At 72.2% G+C, this 18,261-nt stretch carries 21 protein-coding genes; 12 read left to right on the plus strand and 9 right to left on the minus strand.

Going from position 1 to position 18,261, the window contains the following annotated elements:
• Window positions 1–62 precede the first annotated feature (62 nt).
• The gene (locus WFI00_RS14855; protein WP_336632153.1) at window positions 63–287 is read left to right on the plus strand and encodes a DUF3107 domain-containing protein; all 225 of its coding nucleotides are present in this window, start codon (window positions 63–65) and stop codon (window positions 285–287) included.
• Between the two features lie 7 nt (window positions 288–294).
• On the plus strand, window positions 295–585 hold the full coding sequence (locus WFI00_RS14860) for a hypothetical protein (RefSeq protein WP_336632152.1): 291 nt from the start codon (window positions 295–297) through the stop codon (window positions 583–585).
• Between the two features lie 14 nt (window positions 586–599).
• Here the strand turns inward: WFI00_RS14860 and WFI00_RS14865 are convergent, their stop codons facing one another.
• Entirely contained in the window at window positions 600–1,316 is a 717-nt protein-coding gene (locus WFI00_RS14865) for a ferritin-like fold-containing protein (RefSeq protein WP_336632151.1), read from the minus strand.
• A gap of 187 nt (window positions 1,317–1,503) precedes the next feature.
• Here WFI00_RS14865 and WFI00_RS14870 point away from each other — a divergent pair, with 187 nt between their 5' ends.
• The gene (locus WFI00_RS14870) at window positions 1,504–3,036 is read left to right on the plus strand and encodes a DEAD/DEAH box helicase (protein ID WP_336632150.1); all 1,533 of its coding nucleotides are present in this window, start codon (window positions 1,504–1,506) and stop codon (window positions 3,034–3,036) included.
• Window positions 3,037–3,148: 112 nt separating this feature from the next.
• Window positions 3,149–3,565, plus strand: a complete 417-nt coding sequence (locus WFI00_RS14875; RefSeq protein WP_336632149.1) for an SHOCT domain-containing protein — start codon at window positions 3,149–3,151, stop codon at window positions 3,563–3,565.
• Window positions 3,566–3,621: 56 nt separating this feature from the next.
• Here the strand turns inward: WFI00_RS14875 and WFI00_RS14880 are convergent, their stop codons facing one another.
• The gene (locus tag WFI00_RS14880; RefSeq protein ID WP_336632148.1) at window positions 3,622–4,479 is read right to left on the minus strand and encodes a PHP domain-containing protein; all 858 of its coding nucleotides are present in this window, start codon (window positions 4,477–4,479) and stop codon (window positions 3,622–3,624) included.
• Between the two features lie 57 nt (window positions 4,480–4,536).
• Here WFI00_RS14880 and WFI00_RS14885 point away from each other — a divergent pair, with 57 nt between their 5' ends.
• Both WFI00_RS14885 and WFI00_RS14890 read left to right on the plus strand, forming a co-directional pair.
• On the plus strand, window positions 4,537–5,550 hold the full coding sequence (locus tag WFI00_RS14885) for an endonuclease/exonuclease/phosphatase family protein (RefSeq protein WP_336632147.1): 1,014 nt from the start codon (window positions 4,537–4,539) through the stop codon (window positions 5,548–5,550).
• A gap of 39 nt (window positions 5,551–5,589) precedes the next feature.
• Window positions 5,590–7,026 (plus strand): aminopeptidase P family protein, encoded by a 1,437-nt coding sequence (locus WFI00_RS14890; RefSeq protein WP_336632146.1) that lies wholly within the window; start codon window positions 5,590–5,592, stop codon window positions 7,024–7,026.
• 13 nt (window positions 7,027–7,039) lie between these two features.
• Here WFI00_RS14890 and WFI00_RS14895 read toward each other — a convergent pair whose 3' ends face one another.
• Both WFI00_RS14895 and WFI00_RS14900 read right to left on the minus strand, forming a co-directional pair.
• A complete protein-coding gene (locus WFI00_RS14895) occupies window positions 7,040–7,714 on the minus strand; it encodes an alpha/beta hydrolase family protein (RefSeq protein WP_442928333.1) in 675 nt (224 codons plus the stop codon).
• Between the two features lie 5 nt (window positions 7,715–7,719).
• Window positions 7,720–8,397: a general stress protein gene (locus WFI00_RS14900; protein WP_336632144.1), complete on the minus strand. Its 678-nt coding sequence runs from the start codon at window positions 8,395–8,397 to the stop codon at window positions 7,720–7,722.
• An 84-nt stretch (window positions 8,398–8,481) separates the two neighbouring features.
• On the opposite strand from WFI00_RS14900, the gene WFI00_RS14905 reads away from it, so the two are divergent.
• The 3 genes from WFI00_RS14905 to WFI00_RS14915 are packed head-to-tail and all read left to right on the plus strand — an operon-like array spanning window position 8,482 to window position 11,476.
• Entirely contained in the window at window positions 8,482–9,783 is a 1,302-nt protein-coding gene (locus tag WFI00_RS14905; protein ID WP_336632143.1) for a magnesium transporter MgtE N-terminal domain-containing protein, read from the plus strand.
• Entirely contained in the window at window positions 9,783–10,337 is a 555-nt protein-coding gene (locus WFI00_RS14910) for a DUF1003 domain-containing protein (RefSeq protein ID WP_336632142.1), read from the plus strand. Before WFI00_RS14905 ends, WFI00_RS14910 begins: the two co-directional genes overlap by 1 nt.
• Window positions 10,334–11,476 carry an Mrp/NBP35 family ATP-binding protein gene (locus WFI00_RS14915; RefSeq protein WP_336632141.1) on the plus strand — a complete coding sequence of 381 codons (1,143 nt, stop codon included), beginning with the start codon at window positions 10,334–10,336 and terminating at the stop codon, window positions 11,474–11,476. The genes WFI00_RS14910 and WFI00_RS14915 overlap by 4 nt, the downstream gene beginning before the upstream one ends.
• Before the next feature lie 13 nt (window positions 11,477–11,489).
• Here WFI00_RS14915 and WFI00_RS14920 read toward each other — a convergent pair whose 3' ends face one another.
• Window positions 11,490–11,867 (minus strand): Sec-independent protein translocase TatB, encoded by a 378-nt coding sequence (locus WFI00_RS14920; protein WP_336632140.1) that lies wholly within the window; start codon window positions 11,865–11,867, stop codon window positions 11,490–11,492.
• A gap of 72 nt (window positions 11,868–11,939) precedes the next feature.
• On the opposite strand from WFI00_RS14920, the gene WFI00_RS14925 reads away from it, so the two are divergent.
• Complete coding sequence (locus tag WFI00_RS14925; RefSeq protein WP_336632139.1) at window positions 11,940–12,581, plus strand: O-methyltransferase; 642 nt, start codon at window positions 11,940–11,942, stop codon at window positions 12,579–12,581.
• A 76-nt stretch (window positions 12,582–12,657) separates the two neighbouring features.
• Here the strand turns inward: WFI00_RS14925 and WFI00_RS14930 are convergent, their stop codons facing one another.
• From WFI00_RS14930 to dapE, 3 genes are all read right to left on the minus strand, one after another.
• Entirely contained in the window at window positions 12,658–12,828 is a 171-nt protein-coding gene (locus WFI00_RS14930) for a DUF3117 domain-containing protein (RefSeq protein ID WP_336632138.1), read from the minus strand.
• A gap of 102 nt (window positions 12,829–12,930) precedes the next feature.
• Window positions 12,931–14,160, minus strand: a complete 1,230-nt coding sequence (locus WFI00_RS14935; RefSeq protein ID WP_336632137.1) for a hypothetical protein — start codon at window positions 14,158–14,160, stop codon at window positions 12,931–12,933.
• Window positions 14,142–15,218 carry a succinyl-diaminopimelate desuccinylase gene (gene dapE / locus WFI00_RS14940; protein ID WP_336632136.1) on the minus strand — a complete coding sequence of 359 codons (1,077 nt, stop codon included), beginning with the start codon at window positions 15,216–15,218 and terminating at the stop codon, window positions 14,142–14,144. Before dapE ends, WFI00_RS14935 begins: the two co-directional genes overlap by 19 nt.
• A gap of 58 nt (window positions 15,219–15,276) precedes the next feature.
• Between dapE and dapD the strand changes: the two genes are divergently transcribed.
• The gene (gene dapD, locus WFI00_RS14945) at window positions 15,277–16,221 is read left to right on the plus strand and encodes a 2,3,4,5-tetrahydropyridine-2,6-dicarboxylate N-succinyltransferase (RefSeq protein WP_336632135.1); all 945 of its coding nucleotides are present in this window, start codon (window positions 15,277–15,279) and stop codon (window positions 16,219–16,221) included.
• A 47-nt stretch (window positions 16,222–16,268) separates the two neighbouring features.
• Window positions 16,269–17,051 carry a polyphosphate kinase 2 gene (gene ppk2 / locus WFI00_RS14950; protein ID WP_336632206.1) on the plus strand — a complete coding sequence of 261 codons (783 nt, stop codon included), beginning with the start codon at window positions 16,269–16,271 and terminating at the stop codon, window positions 17,049–17,051.
• A 73-nt stretch (window positions 17,052–17,124) separates the two neighbouring features.
• Here the strand turns inward: ppk2 and WFI00_RS14955 are convergent, their stop codons facing one another.
• On the minus strand, window positions 17,125–18,201 hold the full coding sequence (locus WFI00_RS14955) for a hypothetical protein (RefSeq protein ID WP_336632134.1): 1,077 nt from the start codon (window positions 18,199–18,201) through the stop codon (window positions 17,125–17,127).
• Window positions 18,202–18,261 lie beyond the last annotated feature (60 nt).

Below are 18,261 nucleotides of genomic sequence, written 5' to 3' on the forward strand. Positions count from 1 at the left end.
TAGAGTCGAGATGCGCCCGGAGGTCGGGTCGCGAACCCGCTCAGAAAGACGAGGCATCCCCCGTGGAGATCCGCATCGGCATCGCGAACACCGCCCGTGAACTCAGCTTCGAGTCCGCCCAGTCGGCGGAGGTCGTGGCGAAGTCCGTCGCCGACGCCCTCGAGTCGGGCCGTCCCGCCGTCACCTTCGCCGACGTGAAGGGCAACTCCTACATCGTCCCGACCGCGGGCATCGCGTTCGTCGAGGTGGGCACCGAGGAGTCCCGCCGCGTCGGCTTCGTCGCCTGATCCGGCCGTGGAGATCCTCCTGGCGCTGATCTTCGGCGCCTCGGTGGGCGCGGTGCTGCACGCGCTGATGGGCGGCCGCCCCTCGCGCGGCGCCGCTCTCGCCCCCGTCGCGGGGGCCGTGGTCGGCGGCGCGGCCTGGCTCGCGCTGACGTGGGCGGGCCTGACCACCGCCGATCCGTGGCTCTGGGTCGTCTCCCTCGCCGCCCCGCTCGTCGTCGTCCCGGTTCTGCTCGTCGTCCTCACCAGGCTGCGTGCGACCCGCGACGCGCGCGAGAGGCTGCGTCTGAAGATCTCCTGACCGGCAGATCTCCCTCAGGCGTCGAGACCGATCGCCGACATGCGGCGGGCGTGGCTGCCCAGGAGCGCGGTGAAGACCGGCTCGACGCGCTTCTCCTCGGCCGCGTCGAGCGTCTGCGGGCGCAGCGCCCCACGCGCGATCAACAGGGTGTCTCCGACCAGGCGCCGACCCCACAGGGCCAGGAGGGCGCGCCACTCCTCGTCGGAGGAGATCGCGTCCGCGATGATCCGGACGAGCTCCTGACGGTCGTCGTCCTGACCCAGGATCTGCGCGACCCGGTTGCCGGTGGACCCGTAGCTGGCCGACAGCGCGACGTAGAAGTCGTCGAGCATCCCCGCCGTGATATGCACCGAGAGCATCGTCTCGAGGGGTCTCGCGCCGTGCGTCGCGCGTCGGAACGCGTCGAGCGGCTCACGGAACGGCAGCATGATGTCGAGCGGGTCGTCCCCCCGCGCGCGGATGACGCCGACGAGCTCGCGATGCTTGATCAGCGCGGCGCCGGCCGCGCGCGTGAGCGACTCCTTGTACGACAGCTCCGGCGTCGGCCCGATCAGCTGGCTGACCGTCTCGAAGAAGCCGAGCTGCAGATAGGCGGCCTGCCCGAGGAACGTGTCGATGTCGGGAGCGAGCTCCTCGAAGTCCACACGGCGCACGTCGCCGAAGTCCCCCCGGGAGCGCACGCGGAGAGTCCGCGCGGCGGGGCGCGCACGCTGCCAAGGCCAGGTCACCACCCGTACAGCCTAGATGCACGACCGCGCACGCCGTCGGGCGCGCCGCGGCCGGTCCGGGCCCGCCCGACGCCCCTCCGGTAGGCTGGTGCGGTCCCGGCGACGGATCGGGACCACCGCGCCTGTGGCTGAGCGAAGGGCGTGGACCTCCTCACCCGGCGGCTCTCACCGCCAGACAGGCATGCACATCGTGACGACTTTCGCAGACATGGGCGTCGACTCCGACATCGTCGAGGCCCTCGCGGCCAAGGGCATCGTGGATGCCTTCCCGATCCAGGAGCAGACCATCCCGCTGGGCCTGCCCGGCCAGGACATCATCGGGCAGGCCAAGACCGGCACCGGCAAGACGTTCGGCTTCGGCATCCCGGTGGTGCAGCGGCTCGGGCCCGACCCCGCGCCCGGCGTCAAGGTGCTCATCGTGGTCCCCACCCGGGAGCTCGCCGTCCAGGTGTACGAGGACATGGACATGCTGACCTCGAACCGCTCGACCAGCGTCGTCGCCATCTATGGCGGCAAGGCGTACGAGGGACAGATCGACCAGCTGAAGGCGGGCGCGCAGATCGTCGTGGGAACGCCCGGGCGCCTGATCGACCTGAGCAACCAGCGTCTGCTCGACCTGTCGAATGCGACCGAGGTCGTCCTCGACGAGGCCGACAAGATGCTCGACCTCGGGTTCCTCCCCGACATCGAGAAGATCTTCCAGAAGGTCTCCCCCGTCCGCCACACGATGCTCTACTCGGCCACGATGCCGGGGCCGATCGTGGCGCTCGCGCGCCGCTTCATGTCGAACCCGATCCACATCCGGGCGACGGACCCCGACGAGGGCCTGACCCAGGCGAACATCACGCACCTCGTCTACCGCGCCCACTCGCTCGACAAGGACGAGGTCATCGCCCGCATCCTGCAGGCGGAGGGCCGCGGCAAGACCGTCGTGTTCACCCGGACCAAGCGCGCCGCCCAGCGGCTCGTCGACGAGCTCAACGACCGCGGCTTCAACGCCGGCGCGGTCCACGGCGACATGAGCCAGGAGGCGCGCGAGCGCTCGATGGCCGGCTTCAAGGCCGGCAAGAAGGACATCCTCATCGCGACCGACGTCGCCGCCCGCGGCATCGACGTGGACGACGTCACGCACGTCATCAACCACACGATCCCGGACGATGAGAAGACCTATCTTCACCGCGCCGGACGCACCGGTCGGGCGGGCAAGACCGGCATCGCCGTGACGTTCGTGGACTGGGAGGACCTGCACAAGTGGGCCCTCATCAACCGTGCGCTCGAGTTCGGCCAGCCCGAGCCCGTCGAGACCTACTCGTCGAGCCCGCACCTGTACGAGGACCTGAACATCCCCGCGGGGACCAAGGGACGCATCGCCAAGGCCCCGCGCACCGGCGCCGTGCGCACGTCGACCGACCGTGCCGCCGCACCGGCCCGCGCGGCGGACGCGGCGGAGGACACGGCCCCCGGCGGCACGCGCCGACGTCGCCGCCGCCGCTCCGCGTCCGAGACGGTCGGCGCCACCTTCGCGGAGGGCGCCGAGCGGTCGGGTGCCGCGGCCTCGGACACGACCGACGGCGCCGAGCGCGGCGCCGACGGTGCGGGCACGCACGACGGGGCGGGCAAGGAGCACCACGACGGCAAGCCGGCGCCGGCACGACGCCGTCGCCGCCGTCGCGGCGGTGCGGGCGGTGCGGGCGGTGCGGCCGGCGCTCCCGCCGGCGCCTGAATCACCCGCTCCTGACGACATATGACCGGTCGTGACGACGGGTCGGCGACGCGCTCGCTAAAGTGAGCAGCGCGCGGCGACGCTTCGCCGCATCCCGTCCGAAAGGCATGTCATGCGCTTCATCGACGCGACCGTCGAGTACCACGGTTTCTGGGGCTCGTTCTGGGACCTCATCTGGTGGTTCCTCTGGGCGTTCATCTTCGTGTCCTACCTCTTCGCCCTCTTCGCGATCATCGGCGACATCTTCCGCGACCACAAGCTCGCCGGCGGATGGAAGGCGGTCTGGATCTTCTTCCTCATCTTCTTCCCGATCGTGACCGCGCTCGTCTACCTCATCGCGCGCGGACGGGGCATGAGCGAACGTCAGCTCGCCGCCGCCCAGCACTACAAGTCCGCTCAGGACGACTACATCAAGTCCGTCGCGGGGACGAGCGCCGCCGACCAGATCGCCCAGGCGAAGTCCCTGCTGGATGCGGGCACCATCACGCCCGCCGAGTTCGAGACCCTGAAGGCCAAGGCCCTGGCCTGATCGCACCGGCTCGACCGGCGCGATGCCTCAGCGCCCCGGTCCTCCCGGACGCATCGTCACGGGAGGACGGGGGCGCTTCCGGTCGCACGCTCGATGATGCGGGCGACCATCTCGTCGTCGGTCGTGTGCTCGCCCGGCTGGTTCGGCTTGCCCAGCCCGTGGTAGTCGCTCGATCCGGTCACGATGAGGTCCCGCCGCCGCACGAGCTCGCCGAGCTGCGACAGCGCGGGCTCGACGTTCTCGCGGTGGCCGAGCTCGAATCCGGCCAGGCCCGCGTCCAGCATCCCCTCGACGATCCGTCCGGGCAGCAGGCCCGCCCGTCCGGCGGGGTGCGCCACGATGGCCACTCCTCCGGCCGCCGTGATGGTCGCCACCGCCGTGACGGGATCGGGCGCGTAGAGCGCGACGTAGTACTCGTTCGACGGATGCAGGATGCCCGCGAACGCCTCCTCCCGCGAGGACACCACGCCGTTGGCGACGAGGGCGTCGGCCAGGTGCGGTCTGCCCACGGTCGCGCCGACGGCCGTCTGCGCGAGGATGTCGTCCCAGTGCAGATCGAAGTCGCGCCCGATCCGGCCCGCCATCTCCCGCGCCCGCGTCAGGCGGGATCGGCGGATGCGATCGGTCAGCGCCCGCAGCGCCGCGTCGTCCGGATCGAACAGGTACCCGAGCACGTGGACGCTGCGCCACTCGTGGCGCGCCGACAGCTCCATTCCGGGCAGGAACGTCATGCCGAGCGAGGTGGCCGCCTCGGCCGCCTCCGCCCACCCCGAGGTCGTGTCGTGGTCGGTCAACGCCGCCGTGCGCACGCCCGCGCGGTGCACCGAGGCCATGACGCCCGCGGGGGGCTCGGTGCCGTCGGAATGGTCCGAGTGGAGGTGCAGGTCGCTCGGCCCGTGGAAGCGTCTCGCCATGCTGCGAGCGTATCCCGCGCGGACGGTTCTCCCAGGCTGCTCACGTAGAGTTCCGGCGTGCTGCGCCTGCTCGGAATCCTCGTGACCGTCGTCGCGGCGATCGTGGTCGCCGTGGTCAGCTGGCCGCAGTTCTTCCGTCTCGAGCGCACCTTCCCGTTCGCGCAGGTCGTGTCTCTGCGCGCGCTGGTGGTGGCCGGGTGCGTCGCCGTCCTGGTGCTCATGCTGCTGCTGTGCCTCGTGCGTCCGATGCGCGGGTTCGCCGCCTCGCTCGCCCTGATCGCCGCCCTCGGCGCCATCGCCAACGGAGCGATCCTCGTCGCGCGCGGCACCGGCCCGGGCACGCTGCCGGCGAAGACCGACGCCTCCGTCCGCGTGATGACGTGGAACACGGCCGGCGCGGCCGCCGAGCCGCAGCTCATCGCGCGCACCGCGATCGCGATGCAGGCCGACGTCGTCGCCCTCCCCGAGACGACGATCGAGGAGGGCGAGTCGGTGGCGATCGCCATGCGGGAGATGGGGTCGCCCATGTGGGCCCACCACGAGGAGTACCCCGGCTGGGCGGCCAACTCGACGACGCTCCTGATCTCCCCGGCCCTCGGCGACTACGCCGTCGTGGAATCGACGTCCGACGGCACCAGCAACACCGCGACGGTCCCCACGGTGGTCGCGATGCCCGTGGACGGCGAGGGCCCGACGATCGTCGCCGCCCACGCCGTCGCGCCGCGGAAGGACGACATGGACCGGTGGCGCGACAGCCTCTCGTGGCTGGCCGATCAGTGCGCGAGCGACGACGTCATCATGGCGGGCGACCTCAACGCGACCCTCGACCACCTGGACCGGCTCGGCGTCGACGGGGGCGACCTCGGCCGATGCCGCGACGCCGCGGCCACGACCGGCACGGGGGCGGTCGGCACGTGGTCGACGGCGTGGCCCGCCCTGCTCGGCGCCCCGATCGACCACGTCCTCGCAACGGACGGATGGGTGCCGTCCGGTTCGGTCGTCCTCACCTCTCTCGACACGAGCGGCAGCGACCACCGCCCCCTCGTCGTGCAGCTCGACCGGCGCGGCTGACCTCTCCCCCGGCCCTCCGCCGCGTGGGAGACTGGAGCGATGACCACGAACGAGAGCGACACGATCGCCACCGCTGCGACGAGCACCCCGGAGACCGGCGAGGTCCCCGCCGAGAACCAGAACCGGAAGCAGCCGTTCCCGCGCGGGTTCCTGGACACCATCTCCGAGGGTTGGGCCGATCGTCCCGAGCAGACGCCGCTCCCGCGCCCGCAGGCCGCGTACGCCGCGACGCGACGCGACGCCGTCTCCGCCGCCTTCCCGGGCGCACGGCTCGTGCTCCCCGCCGGCGGCTACAAGCAGCGCTCCAACGACACGGACTACCCGTTCCGCGCGCATTCCGCGTTCGCGCACCTCACCGGCTGGGCCAGCGACGCGGTCCCCGACTCCGTGCTGGTGTTCGAACCCACCGGGGACACCGGGCACGACGTCGTCCTCTACCTGCGCGAGCGGGCCGACCGCACGACCGCCGAGTTCTACGGCGACGCGACCATCGGCGAGTTCTGGATCGGTCCCCGCCCCGCGCTGGCGGGCGTGGCCGCCGATCTCGGGGTCGCGACGGCGCACATCGACGAGTTCGCCGCCCGCGAGGGAGACCTCGTCCTCGACGAGGACGAGGAGCTCACCCGCGTCGTCTCGGAGCTCCGGCTCGTGAAGGACGCGTACGAGATCGAGCAGCTCCGCCTCGCCGTCGAGGTGACCGCCCGCGGGTTCGACGACATCGTCGCCGACCTCCCGCGGATCATCGCCACCCCGCGCGGAGAGCGCGCCGTGGAAGGGGTCTTCCACCACCGTGCGCGCATCGAGGGCAACGGCGAGGGATACGACACGATCGCGGCATCCGGCCCGCACGCGTGCTACCTGCACTGGACCCGCAACGACGGCGCGGTGGTGCCCGGCGACCTCATCCTCGTCGACGCAGGCGTCGAGGTCGACAGCCTCTACACCGCCGACATCACCCGCACGCTCCCCGTCGGCGGCACCTTCAGCGAGGTGCAGCGCAGGATCTACGACACCGTCCTCGAGGCGTCCGACGCCGCGTTCGCCGTGGCCAAGCCGGGCGTGAAGTTCCGCGCCGTCCACGAGGCGGCGATGGCCGTGATCGCGCGGCGCACCGCGGAGTGGGGCCTGCTCCCCGTCACGGCCGCCGAGGCGCTCGACGCGGACGCCGGTGGGCAGCACCGCCGCTACATGGTGCACGGTACGAGCCACCACCTCGGCATCGACGTGCACGACTGCGCCCAGGCGCGCCGCGAGATGTACTACGACGGCGTCCTCGAGCCGGGGATGGTGTTCACGATCGAGCCCGGGCTGTACTTCCAGATCGACGACCTCACCGTTCCGGAGGAGTTCCGCGGCATCGGTGTGCGCATCGAGGACGACGTGCTCGTCACCGCGGACGGCGTGGAGAACCTCTCCGCGGCCATCCCGCGCACCGCGGACGACGTCGAGGCCTGGATCGCCCGGCTCGCGCGCTGAGCCGCTCGTCGTCTCAGGCGGCGCCGGTGTCCCGGAGGCGCGCCCGGAGCCAGGGCAGGACCACCGCCGCCAGCCGCGCTCCCGCCTCGTCGGCGGCGCGCGGGCGTCCCTTCACCTCGAAGGCGTGCCCGCCGCCGTCGATCCAGACGATCTCCGCGTCGGGACTGCTCCCGACGGCACGGCCGAAGTCCTCGGCGGGCTGCACGAACGGGTCGGCGGTCCCCGACACGAACAGCTGAGGAGCGCCGATGCTCGCCAGGTGGTCGCCGCGCGTGCGCTCGGGCGCGCCCGGCGGGTGGTAGGGGTAGCCGAGATAGACGAGGGCGTCGGGAGCGATCCGCCCGTCCGCGGCCGCCATCGACGCCATACGGCCGCCGTATGAGCGCCCCGCCGCGACGTGCGGCACACCCGGGAACGAGCGCTCCAGCTCGGCCATCGCGACCTCCCACGTCGCGAGGGCGTGCGCGGCGGGCCCGGGCATCCGCCGTCCCGCCTCGCGATACGGGAAGGCGAAGCGCATCGTGCCGACGCCGGCCTCGCGCACGGCCTCGGCGAACCCGAGCAGGAACGGGTGGTCCATGCCGCTTCCGGCGCCGTGGGCGAGCGCGAGCGCGGCCCACACCGGCGCGGCCGGACGCTCGACCTCGGCCGACACGGCGACCTCGCCGGCCGGGAGGCCGACCGCCAGCCGGATCACCTCGACGCAGGACCCGCGGGATCCGTCGTGTCGGGCGACGGCTGCCCGGTCGACGGCGGCGCGGGATCCGCCGGACCGACGGGAGTCGCCGGGTCCGCCGGACCGACGGGCGGCGCCGGTTGCGCCGTGGGCTCGGGCGCGGGGTCGATCCGCTCGCCGTACTGGGGCGGCGTGCTGAGGTCGACGGCGGCGGGCGCGGGGACGGGCGCGGACCGGACGACGCGGCCGACGATCTCGCGGGCACGGTGGATGCTGCGCGGGAGCACCGTCACCTCGTACCTGTCCGCGACCACCTGCGTCACCGAGGTGTAGTCCCGACGCCGACGCAGCAGGGCATAGGTGACGAGGCTCATCAGCATGCCGATCGCGATGCCCACGAACATGACCCCCACGAACAGCTGGATCGCGGCGTTCGGCGTCCCCAGCACGAAGATCGCGGAGAACAGCAGGCCGAGCAGGATGCCGTTGATCGCGCCCGAGCGGGCGGCGGCGGCGTACCCCAGGCGCCCGGTCACCGTCTCCACCGAGCGCAGTCCGTGGCCCACGATCGCGATGTCGCGCGCCGGGATGTCGCCTTGGATGAGGGCCGATACGGCCTGCTGGGCGCCCTGATACGTCGCGTAGTCGGCGATCTTCTCACCGTGCTCCTGCGGGGGCCCGCCCATCATGCTCATACGTACCATCCTCGCACGTGCAGGGTCGCGGGGCCGGGCTCCGCGCCGCCCCGATCGCGTCCGCGCGCGGACTACGCTGAGACGGTGAGTACGCAGAGGGTTTTCGTGGCACGCCTGGTCGGCTGCACCGTTTTCGACCCCGCGGGCGACCGGCTCGGCAAGGTCCGGGACGTCGTCGTCATCTACCGAAAAGACGATCCGCCGCGCGTCGTCGGACTCGTCATCGAGATCCCCGGGCGACGCCACGTCTTCCTCTCGATCGGGCGGGTCACCTCGATCCAGCCGGGCCAGGTCATCACCACCGGGCTCATCAACGTGCGGCGCTTCCAGCAGCGCGGCGGCGAGGTCCGTGTCATGGCGGAGATGCTCGGGCGCCGCGTGTACTTCACCGACGGCTCGGGCCAGGGTGTGATCGAGGACGCCGCGATCGAGCGGAGCCGCCTCGGCGAGTGGGATGTGGGTCAGCTCTTCCTCCGGCGGCCGAAGACCTCGGCGTCGCCCTTCGCCAAGGGCCCGACGACGTTCGCCGACTGGAAGGACGTGCGCGAGCAGCTTTCGCCGGGCGAGGCTCAGTCCGCCGAACAGCTCGTCGCGACCTATTCGGAGCTCCGGCCCGCGGACCTCGCCAACACGCTGCTCGACCTCCCGGACGAGCGACTGCTCGAGGTCGCCGAGGAGCTCAGCGACGACCGGCTCGCGGATGCGCTCGAGGAGATGCCCGAGGACGACCAGGTGCACATCCTGGAGGCCCTCGGCGAGGAGCGCGCCGCCGACATCCTCGACCAGATGGAGCCCGACGACGCGGCCGACGTGCTCGCCCAGCTGCCCGAGGACCAGCGCGAGGAGCTCCTCGAGCTCATGGAGCCCGAGGAGGCCGAGGACGTCCGTGCGCTCCTGAAGTACGGACCCGACACCGCGGGCGGTCTCATGACGAGCGAGCCGATCGTCCTGTCGGCCGACGCGACCGTCGCCGAGGCGCTCGCCCTCATCCGTCGTCACGAGCTGCACCCCGCCCTCGCGGCCGCGGTCTTCATCACCCTTCCCCCGTACGAGACGCCGACCGGCCGGCTGCTGGGCACGGTGCACTTCCAGCGGATGCTGCGCTACCCGCCGCACGAGCGGTTGGGCGCGATCATCGACGACACGGTCGATCCCGTTCCCGCGACGGCGTCGGCGGCGGAGGTCGCGCGCATGCTCGCGAGCTACAACCTCGTCTCGCTGCCCGTCGTCGACCAGGCGCACCGCCTCGTCGGCGCGGTCAGCATCGACGACGTCCTCGACTACCTGCTGCCCGAGGACTGGCGCTCCCGGGATGACGACGGCCTCCCGGCCGCCGCGGCGCCTGTCGCCACCCCGACCGCCACGACCGCACCGGGGAGGCGCTGATGGCCAAGGATCGGGGCAAGTTCTCGCTCGATGCCCCCCGGGGTCGCGGAGGGATGCTCACACGGAGCAGTCCGCAGCCGTCGAGGGACCGCTTCGGGCGCTTCTCGGAGGCCTTCGCGCGGGCGATGGGCACGTCGGGCTTCCTGATCGGGATGAGCGTGTTCGTCGTCATCTGGCTGTGGTGGAACACGGCGATGCCCCGCGAGATGCAGTTCGACGCGGCCGAGAACAACTACACGCTACTCACCCTGATCCTGTCGCTGCAGGCGTCCTACGCGGCGCCCCTCATCCTGCTCGCCCAGAACCGACAGGACGACCGCGACCGCGTGCAGATCGAGCAGGACCGCCAGCGCGCCGAGCGGAACCTCGCCGACACCGAGTACCTCGCGCGCGAAGTGGTGGCCCTGCGCATGGCTCTGACGGACGCCTCCGCACAGGCGGTGACCAAGGACGTGCTGCGCCAGGAGCTCAAGGCGATGCTCGCCCAGCTCGACGCCCGCGACCGGCCCGCGGAGCCAGCCCCCGCACCGGCGGCCGGGCCCGCCGCACCGTGAGCACCGCCGACCAGGTCCGCCGCGCCGTCGGCGCCGTCACCGATCCCGAGATCCGTCGCCCGCTCGACGAGCTCGACATGGTGCGCGAGGTGTCGGTCGACGGATCGACGGCCCACGTCGGGATCGCGCTGACGATCGTCGGCTGCCCGGCCGCCGACCGCATCGAGCGGGACGTCCGCGCCGCCGCGGCGTCCGTGCCCGGCATCGCCGACGTGGAGCTGCGGATCGGCGTCATGACGCCCGCGGAGCGCGCGGCCCTCACCGAACGCCTCCGGGGCGGCCGCGCCCGCGCGATGCCCTTCGGCCCCGACTCGCTGACCCGCGTCATCGCGGTCACGAGCGGCAAGGGCGGGGTCGGGAAGTCGACCCTCACCGCCAACCTCGCGGTGGCGCTCGCCCAGCGCGGCCTGGCCGTGGGGCTCGTCGACGCGGACGTCCACGGCTTCTCGATCCCGGGACTCCTCGGACTCGTCGACGAGGACGGCTTGCCGCCGCAGCCGACGCGCATCGACGACCTGATGCTTCCGCCCGTCGCGCACGGGGTCAAGACGATCTCGATCGGGATGTTCCTGCCGCGCGATCAGCCCACCGCCGCCGTCGCGTGGCGCGGCCCGATGCTGCACCGGACCGTGCAGCAGTTCCTGACGGACGTGTTCTTCGGGGATCTGGACGTCCTGCTGCTGGACATGCCGCCCGGCACGGGCGACGTGGCGATCTCGGTCGGGCAACTGCTGCCGCACGCCGAGGTCGTCGTCGCCACGACGCCGCAGACGGCGGCATCCGACGTCGCCGTGCGCAGCGGTCTGGTCGCCGGCCAGACCGGCCAGCGGGTCGTCGGCGTCGTGGAGAACATGGGCGCGATGACCCTGCCCGACGGCACGGTGCTGGATCTGTTCGGCAGCGGCGGCGGCGCGTCGGTCGCCGCCGCGCTCTCCGCGCACGCGCCCGAGTCCCCCGTCGCGCTCCTCGGATCGGTGCCGCTGAGCGTCGCGCTCCGACGGGGCGGCGACACGGGCGTCCCCGTCGTGATCGGCGACCCCGACGACCCCGCCGCGAGGGCGATCTCGGCCGTCGCCGACCGTCTGGTCGCGTCGGGCCGCGGCCTCTCCGGCCGCCGCCTCCCCGTCACCCCCCGCTGACTCCCGGGCGAGGTCAGGTCGCCTCGGAGTCGAAGGGCACCTCCGCCTCGGGGTCGAACGCCAGGGCGACGGGCTTCGTCGCGACGGATGCGGCCGCCGCGCCCAGGGCCGCGGCCTGCACCGTCGGCACCGGCGCATCGTCGAGCAGCGCCTCGCGGATGATCCGTCGCGGATCGTACTGGCGCGGATCGAGCTTGCGCCACTCGACGTCGTCGAAGTCGTCGCCCATCTCCTGCTTGACGCGCGAACGCGCGCCGACCAGCCACTCGCGGGCCCGCTTCGTGAGGCGCGCGAGGGCCTCCGCGTACCGCGGCAGACGCTCGGGGCCGATCAACAGTGCGGCCACGACGAGGAGCAGGAGGAACTTCTCCATGTCGTAGCCGAAGAACATGGCTCAAGGTTACCCGTGCGCCTGCCGCATCCCGGCCTGCGCGCACCGTACGCTGGCGGAGAAGGAGTTCTCATGGCCGAATCAGACGCGATCCGCAGGTATGCCCTGGAGGCCGCCGTCGAACCCGAGACGATCGAGCGCGCGCGAGCCCGCGCACTCGAGCTCGGCGCGGAGCCGGTGAGCCCGGCCGTCGGAGCGCAGATCGCGGTCCTCGCCGCCGCGACCTCCGCCCTCAACATCGTCGAGATCGGGACCGGCGCCGGCGTGTCCGGGCTGTGGATGATGCGCGGAGCGCCCCGCGCCACCCTGACCACCATCGACAAGGAGCCCGAGCACCTCGCGGCCGCTCGGACGGCCTTCACCGAGGCGAGGATCGCACCGGCCCGGTCCCGGTTCATCACCGGACGCGCCGCCGACGTCCTCCCGCGCATGAACGAGGCCTCCTACGACATCGTGCTCATCGACGCCGACCCGGAAGGCGTCATCGAGTACGTCGAGCACGGCCTGCGGCTCGTGCGCGCGGGCGGCACGGTGCTCGTGCCCCGTGTGCTCATGGGCGGCGCCGTCGCCGACCCCGTGCGCCGCGACCCGCTCACGACGGCCTACCGCTCCCTCATCCAGGAGACGCAGAACTCCCCCGCCGTCCTCGGCGCGCTCTCCATCGTCGGCGAGGGTCTGCTCCAGCTGACGACCGTCGCCCCCGAGACGCGCTGAGGACCCGCCCCCGAGAACCCTGCAGACGACGAACGGCCGGTCCGAAGACCGGCCGTTCGTACGGATCGAAGAAGGGTCAGGCGCCGACGACCTCGCCGAGGACGCCGTGCAGCTCCCTGGCCTCGTCGTCGTTGACGGAGACGACCAGACGACCACCGCCCTCGAGCGGAACACGCACGATGATCAGTCGCCCCTCCTTCACGGCCTCCATAGGTCCGTCTCCGGTTCGCGGCTTCATGGCTGCCATTGCGGGCTCCCTTTCGTATCGGACAACATCCCAAGTTTATCGGTACCCGGAGACCGGCGCGTCACGCTTGACAACTCCTGGGCCTCCGGGGACGCATTCCGGCTATGGAATCTGCGTGAACGTCGTCCCGAGCGCGAGCATCTGGTAGATCCACCACCACTGCCCGACGAGCCCCAAGGCGAGCATCGACACCCGCCACGCCCGGCTCGGCGGCAACGCCACGGCTCCGTACAGCGGAGCCAGCGGCAGCAGGAGCCGGAAGATGCTCGACTGCGGGAAGAACACGAGCAGCAGGTACAGCACGTAGCTGGCCGACCACAGCCGCATCTCCATCCCGAGCCGGCGCACGTGCGGCTCCACCAGCAGCACGGCCGCGATGGCGACGACCCCGACGATCAGCGCGACGTAGGCGAGCGGCTCCGGAAGGCCCCACACCCGGAACCAGATCGTCGACGCCTCCACGAATCCCGCGAACGGCACGAAGCCCGTCTCGCCTCCGATCCAGTCACGGCGCCACGACAGCTCCGTCTCGAGATAGGCGGAGGGCTCCCCCGTGACCGCGCCCGCGATCGCCTGCCAGGCGAAGCCGACCGCCACCGCCAGAGCGCCCAGTGCGACGACGTGGACGATCTGACGGGCCGGCAGCGGATCCGCGCGTCGGCGCAGCCATCGTGCGATCCCGTACAGGCCCAGCAGCAGCGCGAAGGCGAGTGCGCCGGGACGCGTGAAGCCCATCAGCGGGATCAGGGCGTACAGCCAGACGAATCGTCGCCGGACGAGGGCCCAGAGGGCGGCCAGAAGCCAGAACAGGAAGAGGCTCTCGGCATACCCCATCTGGAACAGCGCCGACAGCGGTCCCGCGGCGAACAGCGCGACGGCCCAGAGCGCGCTCGTGCGGTCGATGCGCTCGCGCAGCAGGTGGTAGAGCACGAGGCTCGCGGCGTATCCCGCGATCAGCGACAGCAGGATCGCCGCGATCGGATACTGCCCGCCCAGGACGACGGACAGCCCACGGGCGAGCATCGGGTACACGGGGAGAAAGGCCCACGCGTTCTGCGTCACGTCTCCCGCGGCGGTCCGCGGCAGCTCCGTGGGATAGCCCTCGGCCGCCACGACCCAGTACCACTGTCCGTCCCACCGCATCGACAGGGACGCGACGGTCTCGGGCCCTCCGGTGCGCTCGTGCGCGATCGCCGCGGCGAGGAAGAGGAAGAGCGTGGTGATCGCCCGGGCCCCGAGGTACAGGACGCCGACGGCCAACGCGGGACGCGCGGGAAGCCGGAGCCGAGCGGGCGACGGGGCCGCCGCCGCGCTCACGGGGCCGTCAGCCACGCCCGCAGGCGTCGCTCGACGTCCTCGATCTGCGCGAAGGGGACGCGCTCCTGGTCGTGGTGGGCGAGCAGCGGGTCGCCGGGACCGTAGTTGACGGCCGGGACGCCGAGGGCGGAGAACCGGGCGACGTCGGTCCAGCCGTACTTCGGTCGCGGCTCCGCCTCGACCGCGGCCAGGAACTCCTTCGCGAGCGGCGCGTCCAGGCCCGGGCGGGCGCCCGCCGCGGCGTCGACGATCTCGACGTCGAAGCCCTCGAGCACGCGCCGCACGTGCGCCTCGGCGTCCGCGACGGACCGGCTCGGCGCGAAGCGGAAGTTGACCTCCACCTCGCAGAGGTCCGGGATCACGTTGCCGGCCACGCCGCCCGAGATCCGCACCGCGTTGAGCCCCTCGCGGTAGACGAGCCCGTCCACCTCGTGCTCGCGCGGGCGGTACTCCGCGAGTCGCGTGAGGATCGGCGCCGCGCGGTGGATCGCGTTCTCGCCCATCCAGGCCCGAGCGCTGTGGGCCCGCACGCCCCTCGTACGCACCACGGCGCGGAGGGTGCCGTTGCAGCCGCCCTCGACCTGACCGTTGGAGGGTTCGCCGAGGATGGCGAAGTCCGCCGCGAACAGATCCGGCCTCGTGCGGGCGAGCCGAGTCAGGCCGTTCCGGTCGGAGTCGACCTCCTCGTTGTCGTACCACATCCAGGTGATGTCGACGCGGGGGTCGGTCAGCTCCGCGGCGAGCTTCAGCTGCACGGCGGTGCCCGCCTTCATGTCGACCGTGCCGCGGCCCCACAGCACCGCTGCGCCGTCTTCCTCGATCACCCGCGTGGGCAGGTTGGCGTTGATCGGAACGGTGTCGATGTGGCCCGCGATCGCGACGCGCTGCGCGCGACCGAGGTGCGTGCGCGCGACGATCGTGTCGCCGTCACGGATGACCTCGAGGTGCGGCAGCGGTTCGACGGCGGCGAAGATGGCATCCGCCAGCGGCGCCTCCTCCCCGGAGACGCTTGGGATGTCGCAGATCGTGCGGGTGAGCTCGACGGAGCCGACGGTCAGGTCCAGACGGGGCATGGCCACCACTCTAGCCAGCGGACGGGTGCACCCCCGCCGTCCCGGTAGCCTGGAGCGCATGAGTGAACTGCGTCAGGTATGGGGTGTCGGGCTCGCGACGATCGCCGGTGACGGCACCGTTCTGGACACCTGGTTCCCGGCGCCGGCGCTCGGGGCCGCGCCGGAGGGACCCGACACGAGCGCGCTCGATGCCGCGGCCGGCGCCGACGAGCGTCGCGACGTGAAGACCGAGGTCGTCGTGGAGTCCATCGACCTCGACGCTCCGCCGCAGTCGACCGGCGACGCCTACCTCCGTCTGCACGCGCTCTCCCACCTGCTGGTGGCACCGAACGAGCTGAACCTCACCGGGATCTTCGCCCACCTCCCGAACGTCGCGTGGACCAACGCCGGCCCCATGCATCCGGAGGCTTTCGCGCGCCTGCGCCCGCTGCTGCAGCGCGCCGGGATCCAGCTGCAGGGCCTGGACAAGTTCCCGCGACTCACCGACTACGTGGTGCCCCCGGGCGTGCGCATCGCGGATGCGTCGCGCGTCCGCCTCGGTGCGCACCTCGCGCCCGGCACGACCGTCATGCACGAGGGCTTCGTCAACTACAACGCCGGGACCCTCGGCGCCTCGATGGTCGAGGGTCGCATCTCGCAGGGCGTCACCGTGGGCGACGGCTCCGACATCGGCGGTGGGGCGTCCATCATGGGCACGCTCTCCGGCGGCGGAACCCACCGCGTGTCGATCGGGGCCCGCACGCTCCTCGGGGCGAACGCGGGCATCGGGATCTCGCTCGGCGACGACTGCATCGTCGAGGCGGGGCTGTACGTCACAGCGGGATCGAAGATCGTGCTGCCCCAGGAGGCGCCGCTCCACGACGGGTCCCGGCCCCTCGTCAAGGGTGCGCAGCTGTCGGGGCAGAACGGCATCCTCTTCCGGCGCAACTCCGTGACGGGTGCGATCGAGGCCGTCCGGCGCGAGGGCGCCGGCGTGACCCTCAACGAGGCTCTGCACGCCTGACGGACCGTGTCGCAGGCGACCGCTACGCTCGGGTCATGAGCGAGCGGATGCCGAAGAAGCTGTACGAGAGCGAGCTGAAGCGCCTGCAGGCGCAGCTGGTCGACATGCAGGCGTGGGTGCAGGCCTCCGGCGCCCGTGTGGTCGTGATCTTCGAGGGACGGGACGCGGCGGGCAAGGGCTCGACGATCAGCCGCGTCTCGCAGTATCTGAACCCTCGGATCACGCGCGTGGTCGCCCTCCCGACACCGACCGAGCGCGAGAAGACCCAGTGGTACTTCCAGCGCTACATCGCGCATCTGCCCGCCGCCGGCGAGATCGTCCTCATGGACCGCTCCTGGTACAACCGCGCCGGTGTCGAGCACGTGATGGGCTATTGCACGAACGCGGAGTACCACCGGTTCCTGCATCAGGTCCCGATCTTCGAGCGGATGCTCGTCGAGGACGGCATTCTGCTCCTGAAGTACTGGTTCAGCGTCTCCGACGTCGAGCAGGAGGCGCGCTTCCGCTCGCGCAACGACGACCCGATGCGCCGGTGGAAGCTCTCCCCCAACGACGTCCTGTCGATCACGAAGTGGGAAGACTACTCGCGGGCGAAGGACACGATGTTCGTGCACACAGACATCCCCGAATCCCCCTGGTTCGAAGTCGACAACGAGGACAAGCGCCGGGGCCGGGTGAACATGATCCACCACCTGCTGTCGCAGATCCCCTACGAGCCCGTGGAGCGCGACCCCATCGAGATCCCGCCCCGGCCCGCGTCCGGCGGCTACGAACGACCGCCCCGCGAGCTGCAGAACCACGTGCCGGACTACGCGGCGACCCTGGGCTGACCCCTGCGCTGACCGTGGGCTGACGCAGGGCTGACCCCGGGCCGGCCCTGCGCCGGCTCGGGGCTCACCGCCGTCAGCCGACCGGCTCCCACCGGGTGTCGACGTAGCGGTCATCCGCCCGCCAGTGCACGCGCGGCCTCTCCGTCTCGCGCACCCGGCCCGTGAGCCAGTAGGTCTCGTCGGGACCCCAGCCGCCGATGAGGCTGGAGTACTCGTCGTCGACGACGATCTCGCGCGTCGCGGCCGTGAGATAGGCGGCCGCGGTCAGATGCACGGCATCCCAGTCCCCCGCCACCCGTTCCCAGTCGGGCAGCAGCCAGCGCCCGTCCCTCCCGGTGACGCGGTACCACTCGTGCCGGCGCGCGTACGTGACCTCGAGCGGGTAGCGGCGGCACAGGTCCGCCCACGCGTCCGCACCGCGGATCTCGTACGTGCGCCCCGCGCCGCCGACGGGGATCGCGACCGCACGCCGCCAGCCGAAGCCGTCCTCGACATACGGGATGCCGGCGGGCACGCCGTCCGCTCGCTCGCCCGTCGTGTGCGGCGCACCCCACGGGTGCGACCACCAGTGTCCGCCGAAGCGGGCGGTGACATCGGCCGGGCGCTCACGGCGCGCGCGGTCCTCCTCGTCGCGCGTGGCGGCGGACCACCGCGATGCGCCGTCGGGTGCGGGGTCGAACGGTGCGCCGTCATCCGTCGGGTCGAACTCGATCGCCCACTGCTCGGGCGCCCGCTCCCTCATCCACCACTGCGTCGCCGCGTGCTCGGACACGGCGCGGGCGACATGTCCGAGCGCGCCGGCGATCCGCTGGTCGGCGGCCACGAGGTCCGCGCCGTCGGGCTCCTGCCAGTACCGGGCGACGTCCACGCTCCGCGCGAACGCCGCGTCGATCGCCGCGGTCGTGGGATCGACGCACACCGCGGCGATCAGGTCGGCGAGGACGTCCATCGACACCGGCTGCCGACGAGGCCCCGAGCGCGTCGGTAGGTCTCCGATCATCGCGAAGGTCACCCGCCCGGTCGAGGCGCCCGCCGCCTCATCCGCGACACGCGCCAGGTCGCCCAGACCCGTGGCCACCTCGTCGGAGGCATCCGTGATCAGCTCGAGGCAAAGGCGCCGTCCGCGCGGTCCGTCCAGAAGGGAGGTCATCCCTCGATCCTGTCAGTTCCGACGGGCACCCGAGAAGACGCGGGCGATGACGGGGGGAGC

The sequence above is a fragment of the Microbacterium sp. MMO-56 genome, from assembly GCF_037146215.1.
GTDB lineage: Bacteria > Actinomycetota > Actinomycetes > Actinomycetales > Microbacteriaceae > Microbacterium.

Coding starts and splice junctions, on each gene's coding strand:
- WFI00_RS14925 (WP_336632139.1), top strand. CDS start 11,940: ATGGCCGAATCAGACGCGATCCGCAGGTATGCCCTGGAGGCCGCCGTC.
- WFI00_RS14920 (WP_336632140.1), bottom strand. CDS start 11,867: ATGTTCTTCGGCTACGACATGGAGAAGTTCCTCCTGCTCCTCGTCGTG.
- WFI00_RS14930 (WP_336632138.1), bottom strand. CDS start 12,828: ATGGCAGCCATGAAGCCGCGAACCGGAGACGGACCTATGGAGGCCGTG.
- WFI00_RS14880 (WP_336632148.1), bottom strand. CDS start 4,479: ATGGCGAGACGCTTCCACGGGCCGAGCGACCTGCACCTCCACTCGGAC.
- WFI00_RS14910 (WP_336632142.1), top strand. CDS start 9,783: ATGGCCAAGGATCGGGGCAAGTTCTCGCTCGATGCCCCCCGGGGTCGC.
- ppk2 (WP_336632206.1), top strand. CDS start 16,269: ATGCCGAAGAAGCTGTACGAGAGCGAGCTGAAGCGCCTGCAGGCGCAG.
- WFI00_RS14875 (WP_336632149.1), top strand. CDS start 3,149: ATGCGCTTCATCGACGCGACCGTCGAGTACCACGGTTTCTGGGGCTCG.
- dapE (WP_336632136.1), bottom strand. CDS start 15,218: ATGCCCCGTCTGGACCTGACCGTCGGCTCCGTCGAGCTCACCCGCACG.
- WFI00_RS14890 (WP_336632146.1), top strand. CDS start 5,590: ATGACCACGAACGAGAGCGACACGATCGCCACCGCTGCGACGAGCACC.
- dapD (WP_336632135.1), top strand. CDS start 15,277: ATGAGTGAACTGCGTCAGGTATGGGGTGTCGGGCTCGCGACGATCGCC.
- WFI00_RS14955 (WP_336632134.1), bottom strand. CDS start 18,201: ATGACCTCCCTTCTGGACGGACCGCGCGGACGGCGCCTTTGCCTCGAG.
- WFI00_RS14900 (WP_336632144.1), bottom strand. CDS start 8,397: ATGAGCATGATGGGCGGGCCCCCGCAGGAGCACGGTGAGAAGATCGCC.